Raw genomic sequence first — 19,156 nt, forward strand, 5'->3', positions numbered from 1 at the left:
CGCGCGATCGGCACGCACAAGGTCCGCCTCGGCGCGGAGGTCACCCGCGTGACGAACCACGCGAACGGCGTCGAGGTCGCCTATCGCGACGCCACCGGCGAGCGCACGATCAGTGCGGACTACTGCGTCGCCGCGCTGCCGCCGCACATCATGGCGCGCGTGCCGACAAACCTCGGCGACGCCGTGACCGCCGCGCTCAAGACACCTACGCTGACACCTGTCGGCAAGATCGGTCTCGAGTACAGGAGCCGCTGGTGGGAGGCGGAGGACCGGATCTACGGCGGGATCACCGAGACCGACCTCGATCTCACGCACGTCTGGTACCCCTCGTACGGCTTCCACGGCAAGCGCGGCACGATCGTCGGCTACTACAACACCGGCGCCAACGCGCGGACCTATGGATCACTGACGCCGGGGCAACGGGTCGAGCGTGCGCTCGCGCAGGGTGCGAAGATCCACGGCGACAGGTACCGGACCGAGCTGGCGAACGCGTTCTCGGTCGCCTGGCACCGCACGCCGTACCTCGAGGCGGGCTGGGTCGGCTGGCCGTCGCGCACAACCGGTGAATACGAGCTGTTGAACCAGCCACAGGGCCGGGTCTATTTCGCGGGCGACTGGCTCACCTACTGGATCGCCTGGCAGAACGGCGCCTTCGACTCGGCGCGGAAAGTGGTCACCGCACTGCATTCTCGCGTCCAAGCGGGCGGTTGATCACAAAACAGGAGTGCGGGTAACGGCAGCCGCCCAGCACTTCATGGCCGAGCGAGCCAAGAGCGAGATCGTCAGCATCGAGGGCGCGTTCCACGCCGTGTTCGCCTCGCACCCGGCTGAGGTCGCCGATCTAGTTGTACTGACCTGTGGGTGGCCTGCGAGCGGGGTGTGGCCACGGTGATGGTTGTAGGTGTGCGGCCAGTGTGGCGGGCAGGTCGACGCGTTCGACGGCGTGGGTGAGCACGAACCCGTCCTTCCGGGTCGACCGCATCGAGGGGTCACTCGGACCGCCGGGCGCGCGGTTCACGCCGCGCCCGCTCGAGGAGAACCTGGCCGCCTACGTCTCGCACGGCATCACCTCGGCGCCGTGAAGCGGGCTCGAAGGACTGTCGGGACCGGTCCAATCCGGACGGCGTCGGCGCGCGTGTCCTACCTGATCGTCAGTCCACCGTCGACGTGCAGCACTGTGCCGGTCACCCAGCGGGCGTCGTCCGAGGCGAGGTAAACGGCGGCTTCGGCCACGTCCTCGGGTTCGCCGATCCGCTGGGCCGGATACGCGTCGTGGACGTAGTGCAGGTAATCCGCGCGCTGGTCCGAGGTCATTCGCGCGAGGTAGGCGCGTTCGAACGTCGGCGTGCGGATCGAGCCGGGCGCGATGGCGTTGACCCGGACACGCGGACCGAGTTCGTTCGCCAGCGCCTTGGTGAGCGAGTTGAGCGCGCCGCGGGTGGCCGAATAGACCGAAGAGGGGCGCCCGGCGACCATTTTGTCCGCCCAGTAGCTGGAGATGTTCACGATCGCGCTCAGCCGCTCGCGCAGCAACTGGGTCAGCAGCACCGGTACGCGCAGGTTGAGGTGCACCATCGCGTCGAACTGGGGCTTGGTGAGTTCGGACAGCGGCGGCATGTGCGAGACACCGGCGTTGTTCACGAGCACGTCGACGTCCAGGGATCCGGCAGCGGCGACGAGTGCGTCCTCGTCGTTGAGGTCGACGGCGACGGTGCGCGTGTTCGGCAATGTCACAGCGTCGAGCTTGCGGCTGTCGCGCGCGAGAAGCACGAGGTTCGCCCCTTCCCGCGCGAAGGCCGTGGCGATGGCGAGGCCGATTCCCTCGCTGCCACCGGTGATCAACGCGGTCTTGCCGGTCAGGCGATCCATCGGGTCTCCAAGTCGGCCAGCTGGCGGATCCGGGCGGCGCGGATTCCGGCCGAGGCGTCGCTGCCGACGGTGAGCCGCAAGGGCGGTTGCGGCAGGCCGACCAGCGCGATGATCGCGGCAGCCACTTCCTCCGGCTCGGTCGGCCGCCGAGCATCGCGCCCCATGCGGTCGAGCCGGGCGGCGAGATCGTCGTAGTCGGCGATCGTCCCGGGACGCTCGCGTTCGGCCCAGCTCCGGCGAAATCCGGTGTTGACGGCGCCCGGTTCGACGATGCTGACCTGGATGCCGAACGGAGCCAGCTCCTCGGCGAGCGACACCGACAACCCTTCGAGCGCGTGTTTGCTCGCCGTGTACGCGCTCATCCCGGGGGCGCCGATCTGACCGGTCAGCGAGCTGATCTGCACGATGTGACCCGAGCGAGCGGCCCGCAGGTACGGCAACGTCGCACGCAGGACGTTGGCGGCCGCGAAGAAGTTGACCTCGAACTGTTCGCGCAGCGCCGAGTCGGACAGCTCCTCGAAGGCGCCCGCCGCCGCATAGCCGGCGTTGTTCACGACGACGTCGATCCGGCCGAGAGCGGTGACGGCCCCGGCGACAGCCCGCCGGACTTGCTCAGGGTCGCTGATGTCCACGGATTTCCTGCTGATCGCGAACACCTCGTCCCCGGCCGCGCGGACCGCGTGCACCAGCGCTGAGCCCAGTCCTCCGGACGCGCCGGTGACCAGCCAAACTCGTTTTCCCATGCCCCCACGCTAGACGGAGAACCCCTCTCCGTCTAGCGTGGGGGCATGGCTGGACTGCGGGCGGACGCCCGGCGAAGCGAGGCGGCACTGGTCGCGGCGGCGCGCAAGGCCGTCGCGGAAGTCGGGCTCGACGTGTCGACCAACGAGATCGTCAAGCGGGCCGGTGTCGGGCCGGGCACGTTCTACCGGCGCTTCCCGTCACGGCAGGCGCTGCTCGAGACGATCCTGCTGGAGGTCATCGGCGAACTGGAGGACAAGGCGCGAGCCGCGCTCGAGGATCCCGATCCAGGCCGGGGTTTCGCCCGGCTGTTGCGGGCGTTCACGCTGTCCCAGGTGGAGAACAGGGGCCTGTCGGACGCGCTGGCCGCGCAGGGCGGAAGTCCCGAGGCCGACAAGGCGCGCGACCGTCTGCGCGATCTCATCCGCCGGACGACCGAACGGGCGCAGCGGGCCGGCGCCGTGCGCCCGGACCTGTCGTGGACCGACGTGCCGTTCCTCGCCGCCGCCGCGGCGGGGATGACGCAGAACTGTCTGGACCTCCAAGCCGGTGCCACACAACGAGACCGGGTGCTCGCCGTACTCCTTGCCGGAACTGCGAATTCCGGCCCCGAACTCCCCGGGGAAGCCGCCGCCTTCGCAAAGTGACGCGGTAGCCGATTCCTCAGCGGAAGAGGCGGAAGAACCCGCGCACCTGGTCGACCAGCGACTCCGGCTGCTCCAACGCGGCGAAATGACCGCCTCGCGGCAGTTCCTCGAACCAGCGCAGGTCGGTGAACCTCAGCTCGGCCTCCCGCCGCGACGGGCGGGTGATGTCGCGCGGGTAGACCGACAGCCCGGATGGCGCGGTGACCTTGTCCCGGAAGTTGGCGAAGCTTTCCCAGTACAGGCGCGCCGATGACGTGGCCGACGCGGTGAACCAGTAGACCGAGATCTCGTCGAGGATGGTCTGCCGTGACAACGCGTCCTCGGGGTGTCCGTTGTTGTCCGTCCAGGCCCAGAACTTCTCGGCGATCCAGGTGGCCTGGCCCGCCGGGGAGTCGGTGAGGCCGTAGCCGAGGGTCTGCGGCCGGGTCGACTGGATGGCCGAGTACCCCCGGCCGGTGCGCTGGAACTCTTTCTCGGCCTCGAGGTTCGCCAGCTCCGCGGGTGTCGGGTCGTCGAAGGTGCCCGCCGCCACGGACCCCAGGTTCAGGTGCACGCCGGCGACGCGCTCGGGCGCCACCTCACCCAGCGCGCCGGACACCGCCGAACCCCAGTCGCCGCCTTGCGCGCCGTACCGCTCGTATCCCAGCGAAACCATCAACGTGTCCCAGGCGCGCGCGATGCGCGTGACGTTCCACCCGGTCGTCGACGGCTTGTCACTCCAGCCGTATCCGGGCAACGACGGCGCGACCACGTGGAACGCGTCCGCCGGGTCGCCGCCGTGTGCGCGCGGGTCGGTCAGCGGGCCGAGGATCTCCAGGAACTCGAGCACCGAACCCGGCCATCCGTGCGTGAGCACGAGCGGGAACGCGTCCGGTTCTGGTGACCGGACGTGCAGGAAGTGAATGCCCAGTCCGTCGATCGTGTCGCGGTACTGCGGGAAGGCGTTCAGCCGCTCGGCGAACCCGAAGTCGTAGTCCTCGGCCCAGCTGCGGCAGAGCTCCTGCGCGTAGGCCAGCGGCACGCCCTGCGACCAGTCGTCCACCGGCTCGGGCTCGGGCCATCGCGTCCGCCGCAACCGTTCCCGCAGATCCGCGATCTCGGTTTCGGTGATGCTGACCTTGAATGGCTCGGGGGCCATGGCGGGCTCCTTTCCGGTCACGGGGTTATCGGATGCCGGCACCGGGGCGCCGGGTCAGGCTGAGGACGAGTCCGGTCGAGGGAAGTGCCGCGAGCACGGCGAGGGCCACCGGCACCGGCGCGATGCCGGACAGGCCCGCGACCGCGGCCGGGCCGATCCCGCCACCCAGGTTGATCACGGAGGTGAGCAGGCCCTGTGCGGTGTTGCGATCGTGCGCGGTGACCAGTTCCGGTGCGAGGCCCACCAGTACGGCTTGGGCGCCGGCGAATCCGCACACGGTCAGCGCCACGCCGACGACAACCGGGATCGGCCCGGTGAAGATCGCGACCACGAGCACGCCGACGGCGGTGAGTGCCGCGAGCCCGGCCGAGACCTGCCACGCGGTGAACCGTGCGGACGCGGCGCCGGCCAGCCGCCCTGCGGGTACCGAGCAGGCGGCAGCCGGGACCAGGAGCACGCCGGCTTCCAGGGCGCCACCGCCGGTGGCCTGCTCGATCAGGGACGGGGCGAGGAACAGCACGCCGTAGTAGCCGGCGAAGACCGTCCCGCCGATGAGGCCGGCTGGCAGGAAGCCGCGGGCGGTGATCACCCGCCGGGGCACGAACCCGTCGGGCGTGCGCCGCACGCGCCACCACAGTCCCGCGGCGGCGAGCGCCCCGGCGGCAGCCACGACGAGCGTGACCGAAGTGGACAGGCCGACCGAATGGGCCTGCAGCAACGTGATCAGCGAACCGGCGAGCACGGACAGCACGGCCGCGCCGACGATGTCGAGTCGCTCGGCCGAGTTGTTCCCTTCCCTGCCACCGTTCCGCGTCAGTGCGCGCCTACCCGGCACTGCGGCCAGCAGGAGGGGGAGCGCGAGGACCGGGATCGCGAGCACGGCACGCCACCCCAGCCACGCCGTCACCGCCCCGCCCAACAGCGTCCCGCACCCCGACGCCGTGGCGCTGGCGGCTGCGACGATTACCAGCGCGCGAATCCGTTCCCGCCCCGCAAGGGCAGTGACCGCGGCGAAGACGGCGATCACGGTCGTACCCGCCCCGGCACCACCGATCAGCCGGCCGATGATCACGACTGCCAGTGTCGGGCCGAACCCCGCGAGCGCCGAGCCCGCGGCGAGTGCCACGACCCCGGCGACGAGTACCCGGAAGGGGCTCCGCCGGGCCATCAGCCGGCCCGCGACCGGCATCGCGAGCGCGGAGGTCAGCGACCACGCGGCGAGAATCCACGCCGTGGCCCCGAACGGCACCCCCAGCGCGCGGCCGATGACCGGCAGCGCCACCGACGGTGCGCCCAGTGCCATGTACATCGGCAGCACCAGCAGGCCCAGCGTCAGCCCGAGCCGACGCCCGTCCGGGGCGTCTCCCGATCCGCCGCGGAGGACCCTCCCAGACGGGATCGCCTGCGGCATCGCCATCGCCTCCGGGGTACGCTGTGACACGCAAAAGCTACAACGGGTATCACGTTATAAGGCGGCGAGGAGACACGTCAAATGCTTGACGCGTGTTACAACCCATCGGCGGTCCAGACGGCCGTCGATCTTGCCAACACCTTGAAGCCGGTCAAGGGGGAGGACGAGCTCGAGACCGTGGAGCAGCTGCGGGACTTCCTCGACGAGCATTCCCCAGCCGAGCCCGCGGACCACGGAGCCGGCCGGCGGCGTCTCACCCGTGCCGATCTGGCGGAGGTCCGCGCGCTGCGCGAGACGGTGCGTGCCGTGCTCGAACGAGCGAACACGGACGCGGGCGAAGCCGCGGCCCTGATCAACGACGGTCTGCGCCGCAGCCGCGCCACCCCGGCGCTGCGCCACGATCACGACCGTTGGCGGACCGAGATCACCTCCGATACCGACCGCTGCTGGGCGCACCTGGCCGCGACCACACTCAGCGCACTGGCCTCCGTGATCGCCACGCTCGGTCCGGCCCGCCTCGGCGTCTGTGCCGGGCCGGCCTGCCGGGCGACTTTCGTGGACCTCTCGCGCAACGGGTCGAAGCAATACTGCACACGAACCTGCGCACACCGGGCCAGCGTCACGGCCTACCGGAGCCGGCAAAGCGCGCGTTGAGTCCCGGCACGGCCCTGTCGGGCAGGCGCCGGGCTTCGGTGTCCAGGCGATCGCTGATCACGGCGGCTGACCCTCGTCGCCCGCGGCGACACGTGCCGGGCGGTGTTGCGTGTGCCGGAACGCCACGGGCACGCGGACCCGATTTGCCGGCAGCGTCAGCGCTCGGCCCACACTGCCTCCCCGTCCGCCGCGGGCATTGCGCCGCGGAACGACGTTGATCTCCACGTGCTCGGCCAGCTGTTCGACTCTGATGGGGTGGGTTCGTCGAGTGGGCGGTGTCCCCCGTGAGCGTCGATGCGGTTCCGGTAGGAGCCGTAGACGCGGCGGGTGTCGTCGGTGACCGCGGCCGAGACGATCGGGATGTACTCACGGAAGGTGGGCATCGTTGGCCGGGCGGCGGGCGTCGTGAGGAGGTCCTCGGGGGACAGGCCCAGGCGGGTCGGCAGCAGGCGCGCGGCGTGCAGGTCGCGCTGGCGCCGGCCGCTCTCGGCGCACGGGTGACCGTGGTGGCTCGTCGAACGGACCGTCTCGACGCGCTCGTCGGCAAGACCGCCGCCACTGGTGGCCAGGCTCTCGCCGGGCGCGCCGACATCACGGACGAGGAACAAGCTCACGGTTTGGGCGACATCCGCCGGACGCTGATCAACCCCGACCCGGCGGACAAGGCGGAGGTCTACCACCCTGGAAAACGAACAGTGCGAGCCGAGACGAATCTCGACCCGCACAGTTGGGGTTATGGGAAGTGTCCGAGGGGGAACTGACCCAAGTCCCCAGCCTGGTGTATGCGACCGACCTGCAGCTTCCTTGACGGTGACTGTGCCCTGCGTGTGCGGCGTAGCGCTTCGCTTACGTGCTTGGCCACAAGGGCTGGAGCGCGCGCCGCGGCCTGGGCAGAGCTCGGGGGTCAGGGGTAGGGCGTTGCAGGCGCTGTTGGACGCCTATTTGCTGCACAGCGAGCTCGTGACGAAGGTAAATGTTCCCGGCGCCGAATGCTCCTGAGGCCGCTTCGATCAGGTGGGAAGTCTGGTTCGCGCTGGTCCGCGAGATCATCGAGTAGGTCTGTCCGCACCGGCGAAGGTCGGTGCGGACGGGCAGCTCCTGCTGCGACGTGACCGTCGAGGGGGTCCCTGGAACTCTCGGGTCGTCCGGGATCGAAACGACGTCGTGTGCGTTCTACTGGCGCACCGGCCCTGCCGGCCAACCTGACGGCGCTACCTGGCCCAGACGGCACAGCAGGCGGGCCGCCCCATGGCCGATCGATGGATTACTCGGCAGGCCGTGGCACACAACTACTAGCTGACCGAGCTGTGGCGGCTGCTGGAGTACTACGAGGGGTGCGGCCGGGAGCGCCTCGAAGATCTTGGCCCTCAGGCCCGGCCCGCGGTTCGTCGTGTGCGTGGCGCCGCTTTGCGTTCGTGCCAGCGACGCATCATGGCGCGGGTCTCCTCCTTGAGGAACTGGATGAGCTCGAGTGTCTCGGTCAGCCGGTCGGCTGCTGGTGACTCGCCCAGGACGGCGATGCCTTCGCGGAGGTCGGCCTCGCCCCTTTCGAGGAACGGGTTCGCCGTGACTGTGGACTCGTACCACGAGCTGTCGACGACGTAGGCGTGGCGGCGCGTCCCGGGGTCCCGTTCGGTGCGGATGAGGCGGAGCTGGACCAGGTAGCGGACGGCACCCGAGACCCCGCCGGTGCTGGCGCGCAGCCGTCCGGAGAGTTCGGCGGCGGTCATCCGCCCGCTCTCGCTGACCAGCAGCGTCGCGAAGACACGGGCGGCCAGACGGGGAAAGCCGGTGTCGGTGAGGGTGGCGGCGAAGCGTTCGGCGAACCGGCTGACCTCGTCTCTCTCGTCTTCGCGCACGGCGCCCCCTTCGGTCATCTCACCGCCACCATACCGCACGAACTTTCAATAAATACTGAAAGCTGGTGTAGGTTGTGGTCAGGTGGCGAGACGGAGGACGGATGAACCAGCGAGCCAGGGAACGGACGCTCGGGCAACGGCTCGCCGACCTGCTGTGGACGAAGTACGCCCGGCTGCCCGCCGCGACGACCGGCTACCGCACGACCCGTGACGTGCGGATCCCGATGAGAGACGGTGTCGACCTGCTCGCGGATCTCCTGGAGCCGGAAGGGCCGGTGTCCGGAACGATCCTCGTCAACTCGCCCTACGGCTACAACGCGATGGGCATGGCGATGACCGGCGGGCTGTTCGCCCGCCGTGGCTACCGGGTCCTGCTGGTCCGGTGGCGGGGCACGTTCGGGTCGGGCGGAACCTTCGAACCGCACATGCGGGAGGCCGACGACGCGGCCGACATCGTCGCCTGGATGCGCGAGCAGCCGTGGTTCGACGGGCGCTTCGCCGCGCACGGCTTCTCCTCGGTCGGCTTCGCCGCCTGGGCTCTGCTGAAGGATCCTCCGCCGGAGCTGGTCACCGCCGTCATCGCGCACGCGCCGCACGACTTCCGCGCGCTGGTCTATACCAATGGAGCGTTCACGCTCAGCACGATGCTGGAGTGGTCGTTCGTCACGACCCAGCAGGAGAAGCCGATCCTGTCCCGGATGCTCGCGGTGCTGTCCGCCCGGGGCCGTGTCAAGAAGGCCTTGGCGGGTCTTCCGCTGGTGGACGCGGCCGAGAAGCTGATGGGCGGACAGGCACCCTGGTATCGCGAGTGGGTCAGCCGGCGGGACTTGGACGACCCGTGGTGGAAGCGCGCGGACCTGACCGGTGCGCTGGACCGTGCGCGCGTCCCGGTGCTGCTGCAGGGTGGCTGGCAGGACGGTTTCCTCCGCCAGACGCTGGCGGGGTACGCGCGGCTGGCCGAACGGGGCATCGATGTCGGGCTCACCATGGGCCCGTGGACGCATGCGCAGGGGGGCGCCGAGGGCGCCCGTGTCCTGCTCCCCGAAGCCCTCGCCTGGTTCGACGAGCACCTGGCCGGATCGGGGGTTCAGCATCGGGTCACGCCCGTCAAGGTGTTCGTCAGCGGCCCGGGCGAGGGGTGGCGCGACCTCCCGGCCTGGCCACCCCCGACGGTCGAGCAGGTCCTGTACCCGCGCTCGGGCGAGCTTCTGGCCACGCGGCCGGCGGAGCCGGGAGAGGTGGGCGGGTTCACCTATGACCCGGCTACGCCGACGCCCACCTGCGGTGGCCCCTTCGTCACGCAGGTTTCTCCTGGTATCACCGCTGGTTACACCGACGACAGCGCGCTCGCCTCGCGTTCCGACGTGCTGGCCTTCACCTCGGAGCCGTTGACCGCGCACCTCGAAGTCCTCGGCAGCCCCGTGGTGGAACTCGGTCACCGGTCCGACAACCCCTTCGCGGACCTGTTCGTCCGTCTGTCCGAAGTGGATACTCGTGGCTGCTCGCGCAACATGAGCGACGGGTTCGTCCGGCTCGACCCGTCGGCGCCCCCGGACGTGGTCCGGGTCGAGCTTGACCCCGTCGCGCACCGGTTCGCGGGGGGCAACCGGCTTCGGCTGATCGTCGCGGGCGGGTCGCATCCGCGCTGGGAACGCAACCTGGGTACCGGCGAGGACCCGGCCACCTCGACGAGAATGCTGCCGTCGCACCGGACGATCGACCTGTCGGCCTCACGGGTGGTGCTTCCGGTGGCGCCGGTCTAGCCACCGCGGAGGTCCGGGATGGGGGTCGGCGTGCTGGTGGGTCGCGGGCGAGCGAGCAGGAGGTGATCGCCGGCCTGCTGGCCTCAGGCGGGTGCGGTGGTGCTCCGCGGGCTTGCTGGTGGGCAAGTCCGCTCTGCTGGAAGTGGTTGGACCGGGAGTCGGTGGGCGTCCTCGACCTCGCGTCAGTTCGCGCCGTGAGCCGCACCGGAGTCGGCCAAGCGGCCTCGGGCCTCACGGCAAAGGCCGGAAGTCCCTAGGCCGTGCACGCCCGGCGGACGAAGCATGGGCCGAAACCCGGCGAAGGAGACGAGACATGGCGACGCGAGTGGCGATCAACGGGTTCGGCCGGATCGGGCGGGACGTGCTGCGGTGCGTGCTCGCCGCTCCCCGCGAGGACATCGAGGTGGTGGCGGTGAACGACCTGGTGCCGGCGGAGACGCTGGCGCACCTGCTGGAGTTCGATTCCACCTACGGCCACCTCGGCACGCCCGTACACGTGCGCAAGTCGGCCATGGTGGTCGGGACGCAGACGGTCCACGTGACCGAGGAGGCCGACCCGGCACGCCTGCCGTGGGGCGAGCACGACGTGGACGTCGTGATCGAGTCCACCGGCCGGTTCCGCACCCGCGAAGCGGCCGCCGCGCACCTGACGGCGGGGGCGCGGAAGGTGATCGTGTCCGCGCCTGGCAAGGGGGTCGACGCGACGATCGTCATGGGGGTCAACGCGGACGCCTACGATCCGCACCGGCACGACGTGATCTCCAACGCCTCGTGCACCACCAACTGCGTGGCGCCCATGGCGCAGGTGCTGCACCGCGCGTTCGGGGTGCGGCGCGGTTTCATGACGACGATCCACAGCTACACCAGCGACCAGTCGCTGTTGGACGGCCCCCACAAGGACCTGCGGCGCGCGCGGTCGGCGGCGGTCAACCTGATCCCGACCAGCACCGGTGCGGCGCGGGCGATCGGCGAGGTGCTGCCCGAACTCGCGGGCCGGCTGGACGGCGTGTCGGTGCGGGTACCCGTCGAGGACGGTTCGCTGACGGACCTCACCGTGGAGCTCGAAGAACCCGCCACGGCCGGGCAGGTGAACCGGGCGTTCGCGGAAGCCGCGTCGGGCGGGCTGAAGACGGTGCTGCGCTACACGGACCGGCCGATCGTCTCGCGGGACATCGTGGGTGATCCGGCTTCGTGCGTGTTCGACTCGACCCTGACGAAGGCGGACGAGAACCTGGTGAAGGTGTTCGGCTGGTACGACAACGAGTGGGGCTACGCCCACCGCACGCTGGACCTCGTCGAGCTGGTCGCCGCCTACCTCGGCTGACCGGTGCTGCGGGAGGCGCTGCGCACCGCCCGGCGACCTGCCGTGCGGCTGGTCCTCGACGTGGTGCTGGCCGCGGGCGGCATCGGGATCGCGGTGTGGCGGGTCGCGCCGGCGCTGACGACCGTCGGTGACTTCGGCGCGCGGTTCGCCGCGGTGCGCTGGCAGTGGGTGGCGCTCGCCGTGGCCGCCGCGCTGTCGTCGTTGGCGGCCTACGGTGAGCTGCACCGCCGCCTGCTGGTCACCGCCGGCGCGCGCGTGCCCGTGGGAACGGTGCAGGCCGTCAACTTCGCCGGAAACGCCATCGCACAAACGATGCCGTCCGCCGGGTCCACCGCCGGCGCCGCCTACACCGTGGCGGCACTGCGCGCGCGAGGTGTGGACACGGCGGCGTCCCTCTGGTCGGCCACGGTGGCGGCGCTGCTGTCGGCGGCGGTGCTCGTCGTGCCCGCTCCCGCGATGCTCGCCGGCGCCGGTGTGCTCGGCTGGCCCGCGGCACTGGGACTGGTCGCGTTGTTCGCGGCGCTCGCGGTTCTCGGTTCGCGGTTGGTTCACCGGCCCGCGGCGGCGCACTGGGCCGCCCGCCGGGTTTTCGCGTTGGTGCGGCACGTTCCCGCGCTCCGCAACGGCCGGTGGGTGCACGCTGGGATCAGTCCGCTCGACGAACTCCTCGGCCGGTTGGCGCGGTTCCGCCCGTCCGCGAGGGCGTGGTCGGGGTTCGCCTCCTGGGCCCTGCTCAGCTGGGCGCTGGACTACGTCGCGCTGGTCGCCTGCGTCCTGGCGAGCGCCAGCACGGTGCCCTGGCTCGCGCTGGCCGCCGGCTACCTCGCGGTCCAGGTGAGCATCGGGATCCAGCTCACCCCGGCCGGTGCCGGACCGGCGGAGACGGGTCTGCTGGCCGCGTTGGTGGCCGGGGGACTGGCCGCACCTGGGGCGGCGCTGGCGGTGGTGCTGTACCGGGCGATCACGTGGCTCGGGCTGACCGCCGCGGGCTGGCTCGTCTTCGCTGTTCACGCGGTGCGGACGGACGGCAGGTGAGAAGTCTTTGGTCCGCCTTCCCGGGGACTTCGGTATCTCGCCGCCACGCTCGTGCCGGGCGCACGGTGGCGGGTGAGGTGATGTGGTCATGAGTGCACCCGTCGAACAACCGTCCCCTCCCGCGTCGAAGTCCCACCGGCGGCGCTGGATCGCCGTGCTCGCGGCCGTCGTGGTCGTCGTCGCCGGGGTGCTGACCGCCGTGCTCCTGCGGTCCGGCCCGGGTGAGCGGGAAGCCTCTCCCGGCTCCCCGCCCGGCACGACCGAGAGCACGCCCGCCCCGGTGGTGCCGGTCCCGTCTTCGCCCCCGGCGCCCCCGCCGTCCAGCTCGCGGAGCCTGCCGGTTCCGGGGTTCGGGTTCCCGCCGTTGTGGCCCTTCACCGGCACCGCTGACGCGCTGGCCTGGCAGCAGAGCTACCGCAGCGGCGGGCACCAGCCGTGGCACCTGGACGCGGGCAGCACCGCCCAGTCCTTCACACAGGGCTACCTGGGCTACCAGAACGTCGACCTCGTCACGGAAACGACCGTGCACGGCCGGGAGGCGTGGGTCGGCGTCGGCTACCGGAACCCGAGCGGAACACCGTCCACCGCGGGGGTGATCCACCTGGCGAAGCTGGGCTCGGGCACGGACGCGCCGTGGGAGGTCGTGGGTACCCGCGACACCCTCCTCACCCTCACACAACCGCGTTACGGCGCCATGGTCGCCTCGCCGGTGACCGTCGGAGGCCGCGTCACCGGCGTGGACGAGAACCTCGTGACCCAGATCCGCGAATCGCGGCTGGGCCTCGTCGGGCAGGCGCCCGGTGTTCCGGCGGGCGGTCAGAACACCCCGTGGTCAGTGCGGGTTTCGTTCAGGGCACCCGTGGGCAGTGTGCTCACGATCGCCGTCGCCACCGGTGGACACGTCACCGACGTCGAACGGTTCGCCGTCACGGCGGTGGTGGCGGGATGACGTCCGGCTCGAGGCCGGCGATCCACGCCCGGAGGCGCTCGGCGGCGTCTTCGGGCGTGACGGTGCTGACCGGGACACCGGTGGCGAGCTCCAGCCCGGCGGGGACGCTCAGCCGGGGCAGGATCCGCAGCCACCACGACAGGTAGGGCACCTGCTCCAGCCCGGTCGGTGCACTGTGGACGATGAGGTTGTACGGCGGGTCGACCAGTCCGATGCGCAGCGCCGCGAGCACGATCCGCAGCACGTGGGCGACGGCGGCCAGTTCCGCGGGGGAGGCCGCGCAGAAGTCCGCGTGGTGACGGGTCGGCACCACGCGGACCTCGAAGTTCGCGGCGGGGGCGAACGGCGTGAACGCGACCGCCTGACCGTGGGAGAGCACGATCCGCTCGCCGTGGGCGAGCTCGCCGGCCAGCAGCTCGACGGCGAGGGGCCGGGTCGTCGCGTCGTAGTGCTCGCGGGCGACGGCGAGCTCCCGCTGGGTGGCCGCGGACAGCACCGGCAGGCCGACCACCTGCGAGTGGGGATGGCTCAACGAGGTCCCGGCGGCTTCTCCGTGGTTGCGGAAGACCAGCACCTGCGCCGTGCCCGCCCTGGTCATGAGGTGGCGGTGCTGCCACGCCTTCAGGAGCGCCGTGGCTTCCGCGTCGGTGGCCATGGCGAGATCCCAGCCGTGGTCGGGTGATTCGATGACGACTTCGTGGTGGTCGGACAGCGCGTACCGGTTGGGCACGGCGCGCATGCGCCAACCGCCGCCGGGATCCGGCAGGCGCCAGGTCTCGGGGGGCGTGTCCTCGCCGGGGCCAGGGCAGAACGGGCAGGTGACCGCGCCGTGCGGACGACCGGCCCGGCCGGGAGCGAGCACGGTCCACTCCCCGCTGTGGTGGTCCCAGCGCAGTTCACCGCCGTGCCAGCGTTTCGCCGTCATCACCGCTCCTGGGCCAGTGCGTCGAGCAGGGTGAGCTCGTCGAGCAGGAGCCGGGGCAGCAGGAAGTGGCGGCGGACGCGTTCGTGGCCGGCGGCGGCCAGCGCCGCCGCGCGGGGCCGGTCGGTGAGCAGCCCGGTGATCGCTTCGGCGCAGCCGGCCACCGAGTCGACGAGGACGCCGCCCACGCCGTCGGCGATCTGCAGCGGGATCCCGCCCGCTCGTCCCGCGACGACGGGGGTGCCCTTCCACAGCGCTTCGCAGACGACGAGCCCGAAACCCTCGCGCAGCGATTTCTGCACCATCACCGCGGACATCCGCTGGAACGCGTTGACCTCGACGTTGCCGACGCCGGTGAGGTTGGTGAACAGGTGCACGGCAGGGTCGTCGCGGGCGGCGTCGGCGATGGTGCGGTAGACCTCCCACGCCTCCGGGTCGTCCAGCGCCATCGACCCGACGAGCGCGAGCTGCAGGTCCGGCACTTCCTTGCGGACCAGCCGGTAGGCGTCGATGACGCCGAGCGGGTCCTTCCACGGGTCGAACCGGGACACCTGCGTGATCAGCGGCCGCCGCGGCTCGATGCCGATCCAGTTGAGCACGGCGTGCGCGGTCCGGTCGTCCAGCGACATGTTCTTGGGGCTCAGCGGGTCGATCGCGGGCGGGATGATCTCAACCCGGCCGGGCGGCAGGTCGGGCGGGACGAACTGCGCCGTGGTGAACACGGTGGCGTCGTAGGGTTCGAGGAAGCGCCGCAGGTAGTGCCAGGTCGCGAGGTCGGGCTGCGACGTGTCGATGTGGCAGCGCCAGACCCACCGGGCGCGGGATCCGTCCACATAGGACCGGACCGCGGTCGGCTGGGGGTCGTGGACGAAGACGTAGTCGAAGCCGGCGAACTCCGGGTCGGCCCGCAGCTGGGCGGCGTTGCGCTCGGCCGTCCGTTCGTACAGGGCCCGGTCCTCGGCGGTGACCGGGGTGGTGGCGCCCTGCAGCGCGTTGTGCATCTTCTTGGTGACGGCGAAGAACGGCGGCAGGCCGGTGATGATCTTCCAGGTCGCGTGGACCCCGAGGTCGTTGTAGAGCGGGACAGCGGACCGCAGCAGCTCCGACACCCCTCCGCCGTAGGGGGTCGCGCTGAGGTGCAGCACGCGGGCGCCACGCAGGCGGCCGGCCACCTCCAGCAGCGGGGCCATGATCTCCTCGGGCACGACCTGCAGGTAGGCGCCGATCGACAGCTCACCCACGTCCACGGTCTGCAGCACGGCGCACCTCCGTCGTTCCGCCTCGAACACTGGCGTGGGCTGCGCCGCGGCACAGGAGACTTCGGTCCCGCGGACGGGGGACTCTCGGTCCCTGTGGAGGCGGTGCCGGCGGACGAGCATGGTGGCCGTCGACCGAAGGAGGCGGCTGTGAGCAGTCTGGGTGTGGCCATCGTCCGCCAGTACCAGCGCGGCGTGGTGTTCCGGTTCGGGAAGATCCGTCCGGTGCGGGAGCCCGGTATCCGGTTCATGATCCCGCTCGTGGACCGGATGCGGAAGGTGAGCCTGCGGACGGTGACGATGCCGATCCCGTCCCAGCAGGTCATCACGAAGGACAACGTGTCGATCGGGGTGGCCGCGGTGGCGTACTTCCAGCGCGTGGACCCGGTGCGCTCGATCGTGGCCATCGAGAACGTGGAGGCGGCGATCAGCCAGATCGCGCAGACGACGGTCCGCAACGTGGTCGGCCGCTCCAACCTCGACCACGTCCTGTCGGAGACGGACAAGCTGAACGAAGCCATCAAGACGATCCTCGACACGACCACCGAACGCTGGGGCGTGCTGGTCGAGCTGGTGGAGCTCAAGGACATCGAGCTGCCGCAGTCGATGCAGCGCGCGATGGCGCGGGAGGCCGAGGCGGAGCGGGAGAAGCGCGGCAAGATCATCGCGGCCGAGGGGGAGGCCCTTTCGGCGGGCAAGCTCGCCGAGGCCGCCGACGTCATCGCACGGCACCCGGTCGCGTTGCAGCTGCGCAACCTCCAGGTGCTCTCGGAGATCGCGATCGAGCGCAACTCGACGATCGTGTTCCCCGCGCAGCTGATGGACAGCTTCCGCTCACTGACCTCGTTCGTGGGCGGGGAGACGACCGCCGCGCCTGCGGGTTTCGAGCCCGTGCTGAAGGGAGATGGCCGGTCATGACCGAGCAGACACCCGAGGAGAGGCCGGACCCGCGTGCGGAGGCACTCGCCCGGCTGAAGAAGAGGCGGGACTTCTACCAGCACGTCCTGGTGTACGTGCTGATGAACGGTTTCCTCGTGCTGATCTGGTGGCTCGTCCTCGCGCCGGGCTTCTTCTGGCCGGCGTTCCCCCTCGGCTTCTGGGGTGTCGGGCTGGCCCTGCACGCCTGGGACACCTTCACCCCCGCGAGGATCAGTGAGGAGAGGATCCGCCGCGAAATGAACCGCCGCCGGTGACGCTCACCGCGAGGGGCGTTTGTCACTGGCACAAGAGCAGAAATGCTGTGTTGCGAGTTCCTCCTGCCCGATTCGCTGGCCCGGCCGTCCGCGAATCCGAGGAGGGAAACATGCGCAGAATACCAGCCGTGCTCGCCATTTTCGTGCTGGTGGTGGCGTCCACCGGACTCTCGCTGTTCTGGGCAGCGCCTGCGAACGCGACGTCGCCTTACACGACAGAGCGCTCTGGCTACAACGGGAGATGTCTGGATGCGGATCTGAACACCATGGGAACCAACGGTGGGAAGGTGCAGCTCTGGGACTGCAACGGGCAGCCGCAGCAGTCGTGGACACCGTTGCGTGACGCCACGATCCGGAGCGCCAACGCCCGGTGCCTGGACGCGGACCTGAACCGGATCGGGTTCAACGGGGTTAAAGTGCAGCTGTGGGACTGCAACGGCCAACCGCAGCAGAGGTGGTTCCTGCAGGAGGACGGTTCGATTCGCAGCGGGTACAACGGCCGGTGCCTCGACGCCGACCTCGCCACGCTCGGGGCGAACGGGACCAAGATCCAGCTGTGGGACTGCAACGGGCAGATCCAGCAGAAGTGGACCACGGAGTAGGAGACCCCGCCCGGCGGGTTCCGCACCCGCCGGGCGGCCCTCGTTCAGCGGAGCGGCACGACCCACGCGGTGGCGGTGTCGTTCCCGGTGTCGCCCACGACCAGTCCGCTGCCGTTGACGAACATCGGGCGGGCATCACCGCGGTCGGGCACCGGCAGCAGCGCGGTCGTGCGCCCGCGGTACCACAGGGCGGCGCCGCTGCCGGGCACGCTGCCCAGCACCGGCCCGAACCCGTGCGCCGCGCTCGGGACGAAGTTGCCCAGGTCGACGAACCTGTCCTGGTACCACAGGAATCCGTGCTCCGACGACGCCCCGGACGGCTGGTAGGTGCCGAAGATCTCGCCCCGCTCGCCCAAGCCGGTCACGCCTGTCGGCAGGGCGATGCGGCGGCCGTGGTCCCAGAGGAAGCGGGACACCTGTCCCTGCTCGTCGGTGCCGTCGACGAGGACACGGCCCTGCTCGTCGAGCGCGGTCACCCGCCCGGGGCCAAGGTCCACGACCCGGCCGCCGGTCCACAGAACCGCGTGCACACCCGTCCCCAGTGAGCTGTACCCGGCCACGTCGCCGCGGTCGTTCACGAACCCCGGGTTGTCGTATTCGGCGCCGGCGAGCGCCGGGAGGACGGTCATGACGCCGCGATACCACGTGACGGCGCGGAACTGCGGAGCGTGGAGTTCCGGCTGGCTGTTCCCCACGATCATCCCGCGGTCGTTGATGGCCGCGGCGAAACTGTTGCCTCCCAGCGTTCCGAGGTCGGTGATCGTGCCGTGGTGCCACAGCACGGCGTGCAGCGGGCCGAGCGGGTAGATCCCGCTGTAACCGGCGATGTCGCCGGACTCGTTGATCGCCGTCGCGAGGCTGTAGTCGCCGCCGGGCAGGGTGCCGAGGTCCGTCACCACGCCCTTGCGCCAGACGTAGCCGTGGACGTCGGCCCCGACGACGTGCGCGCCGAGCACCTCACCGCGCTCGTTGAGTCCGGACGCCCAGCTCGCGCCGTTCCCCGGCTCGAGCGCTACGCCCGGTACGGACGCCGGTGCGGTCGCGGCCGCGGAGACGCCCGGAACCGCCGCGACGGCGAGGGACAGGGCCAGAAACAGCGTTTTCATCGCACTACCTCCTGAGATGAGCTGTCGTGGCAACGCCAGAGCACGGCGTGGCTCTGGCCGTTTCCGGGGGAGCCGGCGAAACCGGCGACGGCGACCGCGGTGGCTCCCGCGTAAGTCCGTCCGCCGACGGTGCCGAGAGCGGGCAGGACGTTCACCCGGCCGCTGATCCCGATGACCACTCCACTGTCGTCGACGGCGAAGGCGTCGCTGCCGGTCGTGCCGGGCCCGGTGGCCAGTCCGGGCAATTCCGCGATCGCGCCCCTGTTCCGGCCGACCGCGTGCGGAAAACCGTTCGCGTCATGGGTGGTACCGACGACCGTGCCCCGGTCGTCGGACGCCGGCGCCGCGCTGTCCGGGTGGCGGGGCAGCGTTCCGAGGTCGGTGGGCCGGCCGGTGGCGGCCCAGGCGACGGCGCGGGTGCCGGCCGCGAGCGACACGCTGCCCACCACCGTTCCGGTGTGGTCGACGTCCGTAGCGTTGGCCGACCAGGCCTCCGCCGGGATGGGCAGCACCGTCACCGGTCCACTCCACCGCTGGCGACGCGTAAGCCAAGCCTGCGACATCGGTGTAACCGGCGATGTCACCGTGGTCGTTGATCCCGCCGTGCCGGTCCCAGCGCACGGTGTGGAACTCCTGCCCCGGGGCCCAGGTTGGCCGGGTTCGCGCAGGCAGCCCCGGCCGACGCCA

21 protein-coding genes are annotated in these 19,156 nt (G+C 70.9%); 11 read left to right on the forward strand and 10 right to left on the reverse strand.

What is annotated here, in order from left to right; all coding sequences use genetic code 11:
• Window positions 1–711, forward strand: a 711-nt coding sequence (locus tag ABFX51_RS01850; RefSeq protein WP_346051651.1) for a flavin monoamine oxidase family protein, incomplete at its 5' end; no start/stop codon positions are given.
• 203 nt (window positions 712–914) lie between these two features.
• Window positions 915–1,082: a hypothetical protein gene (locus ABFX51_RS01855; RefSeq protein ID WP_428832429.1), complete on the forward strand. Its 168-nt coding sequence runs from the start codon at window positions 915–917 to the stop codon at window positions 1,080–1,082.
• Window positions 1,083–1,140: 58 nt separating this feature from the next.
• Here ABFX51_RS01855 and ABFX51_RS01860 read toward each other — a convergent pair whose 3' ends face one another.
• Together ABFX51_RS01860 and ABFX51_RS01865 are read right to left on the reverse strand one after the other, a co-directional pair.
• Window positions 1,141–1,869 (reverse strand): SDR family NAD(P)-dependent oxidoreductase, encoded by a 729-nt coding sequence (locus tag ABFX51_RS01860; protein ID WP_091504230.1) that lies wholly within the window; start codon window positions 1,867–1,869, stop codon window positions 1,141–1,143.
• Entirely contained in the window at window positions 1,857–2,612 is a 756-nt protein-coding gene (locus tag ABFX51_RS01865) for an SDR family oxidoreductase (RefSeq protein ID WP_346051653.1), read from the reverse strand. Before ABFX51_RS01865 ends, ABFX51_RS01860 begins: the two co-directional genes overlap by 13 nt.
• A gap of 45 nt (window positions 2,613–2,657) precedes the next feature.
• Between ABFX51_RS01865 and ABFX51_RS01870 the strand changes: the two genes are divergently transcribed.
• Window positions 2,658–3,257, forward strand: a complete 600-nt coding sequence (locus ABFX51_RS01870; protein WP_346051655.1) for a TetR/AcrR family transcriptional regulator — start codon at window positions 2,658–2,660, stop codon at window positions 3,255–3,257.
• 16 nt (window positions 3,258–3,273) lie between these two features.
• Here ABFX51_RS01870 and ABFX51_RS01875 read toward each other — a convergent pair whose 3' ends face one another.
• On the reverse strand, window positions 3,274–4,395 hold the full coding sequence (locus tag ABFX51_RS01875) for an epoxide hydrolase family protein (protein WP_346051657.1): 1,122 nt from the start codon (window positions 4,393–4,395) through the stop codon (window positions 3,274–3,276).
• Window positions 4,396–4,420: 25 nt separating this feature from the next.
• Complete coding sequence (locus ABFX51_RS01880) at window positions 4,421–5,836, reverse strand: MFS transporter (RefSeq protein ID WP_346051659.1); 1,416 nt, start codon at window positions 5,834–5,836, stop codon at window positions 4,421–4,423.
• A 51-nt stretch (window positions 5,837–5,887) separates the two neighbouring features.
• Here ABFX51_RS01880 and ABFX51_RS01885 point away from each other — a divergent pair, with 51 nt between their 5' ends.
• A complete protein-coding gene (locus tag ABFX51_RS01885; RefSeq protein WP_346051662.1) occupies window positions 5,888–6,460 on the forward strand; it encodes a CGNR zinc finger domain-containing protein in 573 nt (190 codons plus the stop codon).
• Between the two features lie 155 nt (window positions 6,461–6,615).
• On the opposite strand, the gene ABFX51_RS01890 is transcribed toward ABFX51_RS01885, so the two are convergent.
• Together ABFX51_RS01890 and ABFX51_RS01895 are read right to left on the reverse strand one after the other, a co-directional pair.
• On the reverse strand, window positions 6,616–7,185 hold the full coding sequence (locus tag ABFX51_RS01890; RefSeq protein ID WP_346051664.1) for a hypothetical protein: 570 nt from the start codon (window positions 7,183–7,185) through the stop codon (window positions 6,616–6,618).
• Window positions 7,186–7,827: 642 nt separating this feature from the next.
• On the reverse strand, window positions 7,828–8,337 hold the full coding sequence (locus tag ABFX51_RS01895; RefSeq protein WP_091504224.1) for a GbsR/MarR family transcriptional regulator: 510 nt from the start codon (window positions 8,335–8,337) through the stop codon (window positions 7,828–7,830).
• A gap of 83 nt (window positions 8,338–8,420) precedes the next feature.
• Here ABFX51_RS01895 and ABFX51_RS01900 point away from each other — a divergent pair, with 83 nt between their 5' ends.
• The 4 genes from ABFX51_RS01900 to ABFX51_RS01915 all read left to right on the forward strand — a co-directional run bounded on the left by ABFX51_RS01900 (window position 8,421) and on the right by ABFX51_RS01915 (window position 13,390).
• A complete protein-coding gene (locus ABFX51_RS01900) occupies window positions 8,421–10,082 on the forward strand; it encodes a CocE/NonD family hydrolase (RefSeq protein ID WP_346051665.1) in 1,662 nt (553 codons plus the stop codon).
• A gap of 313 nt (window positions 10,083–10,395) precedes the next feature.
• Entirely contained in the window at window positions 10,396–11,406 is a 1,011-nt protein-coding gene (gap, locus tag ABFX51_RS01905) for a type I glyceraldehyde-3-phosphate dehydrogenase (RefSeq protein WP_346051667.1), read from the forward strand.
• 3 nt (window positions 11,407–11,409) lie between these two features.
• Window positions 11,410–12,441, forward strand: a complete 1,032-nt coding sequence (locus ABFX51_RS01910) for a lysylphosphatidylglycerol synthase domain-containing protein (protein WP_346051669.1) — start codon at window positions 11,410–11,412, stop codon at window positions 12,439–12,441.
• Window positions 12,442–12,529: 88 nt separating this feature from the next.
• A complete protein-coding gene (locus tag ABFX51_RS01915; RefSeq protein ID WP_218153378.1) occupies window positions 12,530–13,390 on the forward strand; it encodes a hypothetical protein in 861 nt (286 codons plus the stop codon).
• Here the strand turns inward: ABFX51_RS01915 and ABFX51_RS01920 are convergent.
• Together ABFX51_RS01920 and ABFX51_RS01925 are read right to left on the reverse strand one after the other, a co-directional pair.
• Window positions 13,368–14,315: a galactose-1-phosphate uridylyltransferase gene (locus tag ABFX51_RS01920; RefSeq protein ID WP_091504220.1), complete on the reverse strand. Its 948-nt coding sequence runs from the start codon at window positions 14,313–14,315 to the stop codon at window positions 13,368–13,370. The two genes, ABFX51_RS01915 and ABFX51_RS01920, sit on opposite strands and share 23 nt — an antisense overlap.
• Window positions 14,315–15,571 (reverse strand): glycosyltransferase, encoded by a 1,257-nt coding sequence (locus ABFX51_RS01925; RefSeq protein ID WP_091504219.1) that lies wholly within the window; start codon window positions 15,569–15,571, stop codon window positions 14,315–14,317. Before ABFX51_RS01925 ends, ABFX51_RS01920 begins: the two co-directional genes overlap by 1 nt.
• Window positions 15,572–15,718: 147 nt before the next feature.
• On the opposite strand from ABFX51_RS01925, the gene ABFX51_RS01930 reads away from it, so the two are divergent.
• The 3 genes from ABFX51_RS01930 (at window position 15,719) to ABFX51_RS01940 (ending at window position 17,363) form a co-directional block, all read left to right on the forward strand.
• Window positions 15,719–16,486, forward strand: a complete 768-nt coding sequence (locus tag ABFX51_RS01930; protein ID WP_091504218.1) for a slipin family protein — start codon at window positions 15,719–15,721, stop codon at window positions 16,484–16,486.
• Window positions 16,483–16,761, forward strand: coding sequence for a 2TM domain-containing protein (locus tag ABFX51_RS01935; protein WP_091504217.1), 279 nt, complete (start codon window positions 16,483–16,485; stop codon window positions 16,759–16,761). The genes ABFX51_RS01930 and ABFX51_RS01935 overlap by 4 nt, the downstream gene beginning before the upstream one ends.
• A 110-nt stretch (window positions 16,762–16,871) precedes the next feature.
• A complete protein-coding gene (locus tag ABFX51_RS01940; RefSeq protein WP_091504216.1) occupies window positions 16,872–17,363 on the forward strand; it encodes an RICIN domain-containing protein in 492 nt (163 codons plus the stop codon).
• Between the two features lie 44 nt (window positions 17,364–17,407).
• Here the strand turns inward: ABFX51_RS01940 and ABFX51_RS01945 are convergent, their stop codons facing one another.
• Window positions 17,408–18,469, reverse strand: a complete 1,062-nt coding sequence (locus ABFX51_RS01945; RefSeq protein WP_091504215.1) for a hypothetical protein — start codon at window positions 18,467–18,469, stop codon at window positions 17,408–17,410.
• On the reverse strand, window positions 18,466–18,987 hold the full coding sequence (locus tag ABFX51_RS01950) for a hypothetical protein (protein WP_091504214.1): 522 nt from the start codon (window positions 18,985–18,987) through the stop codon (window positions 18,466–18,468). The genes ABFX51_RS01945 and ABFX51_RS01950 overlap by 4 nt, the downstream gene beginning before the upstream one ends.
• Window positions 18,988–19,156 lie beyond the last annotated feature (169 nt).

The organism is Amycolatopsis dongchuanensis, assembly GCF_039542405.1.
Lineage (GTDB): Bacteria > Actinomycetota > Actinomycetes > Mycobacteriales > Pseudonocardiaceae > Amycolatopsis_E > Amycolatopsis_E sacchari.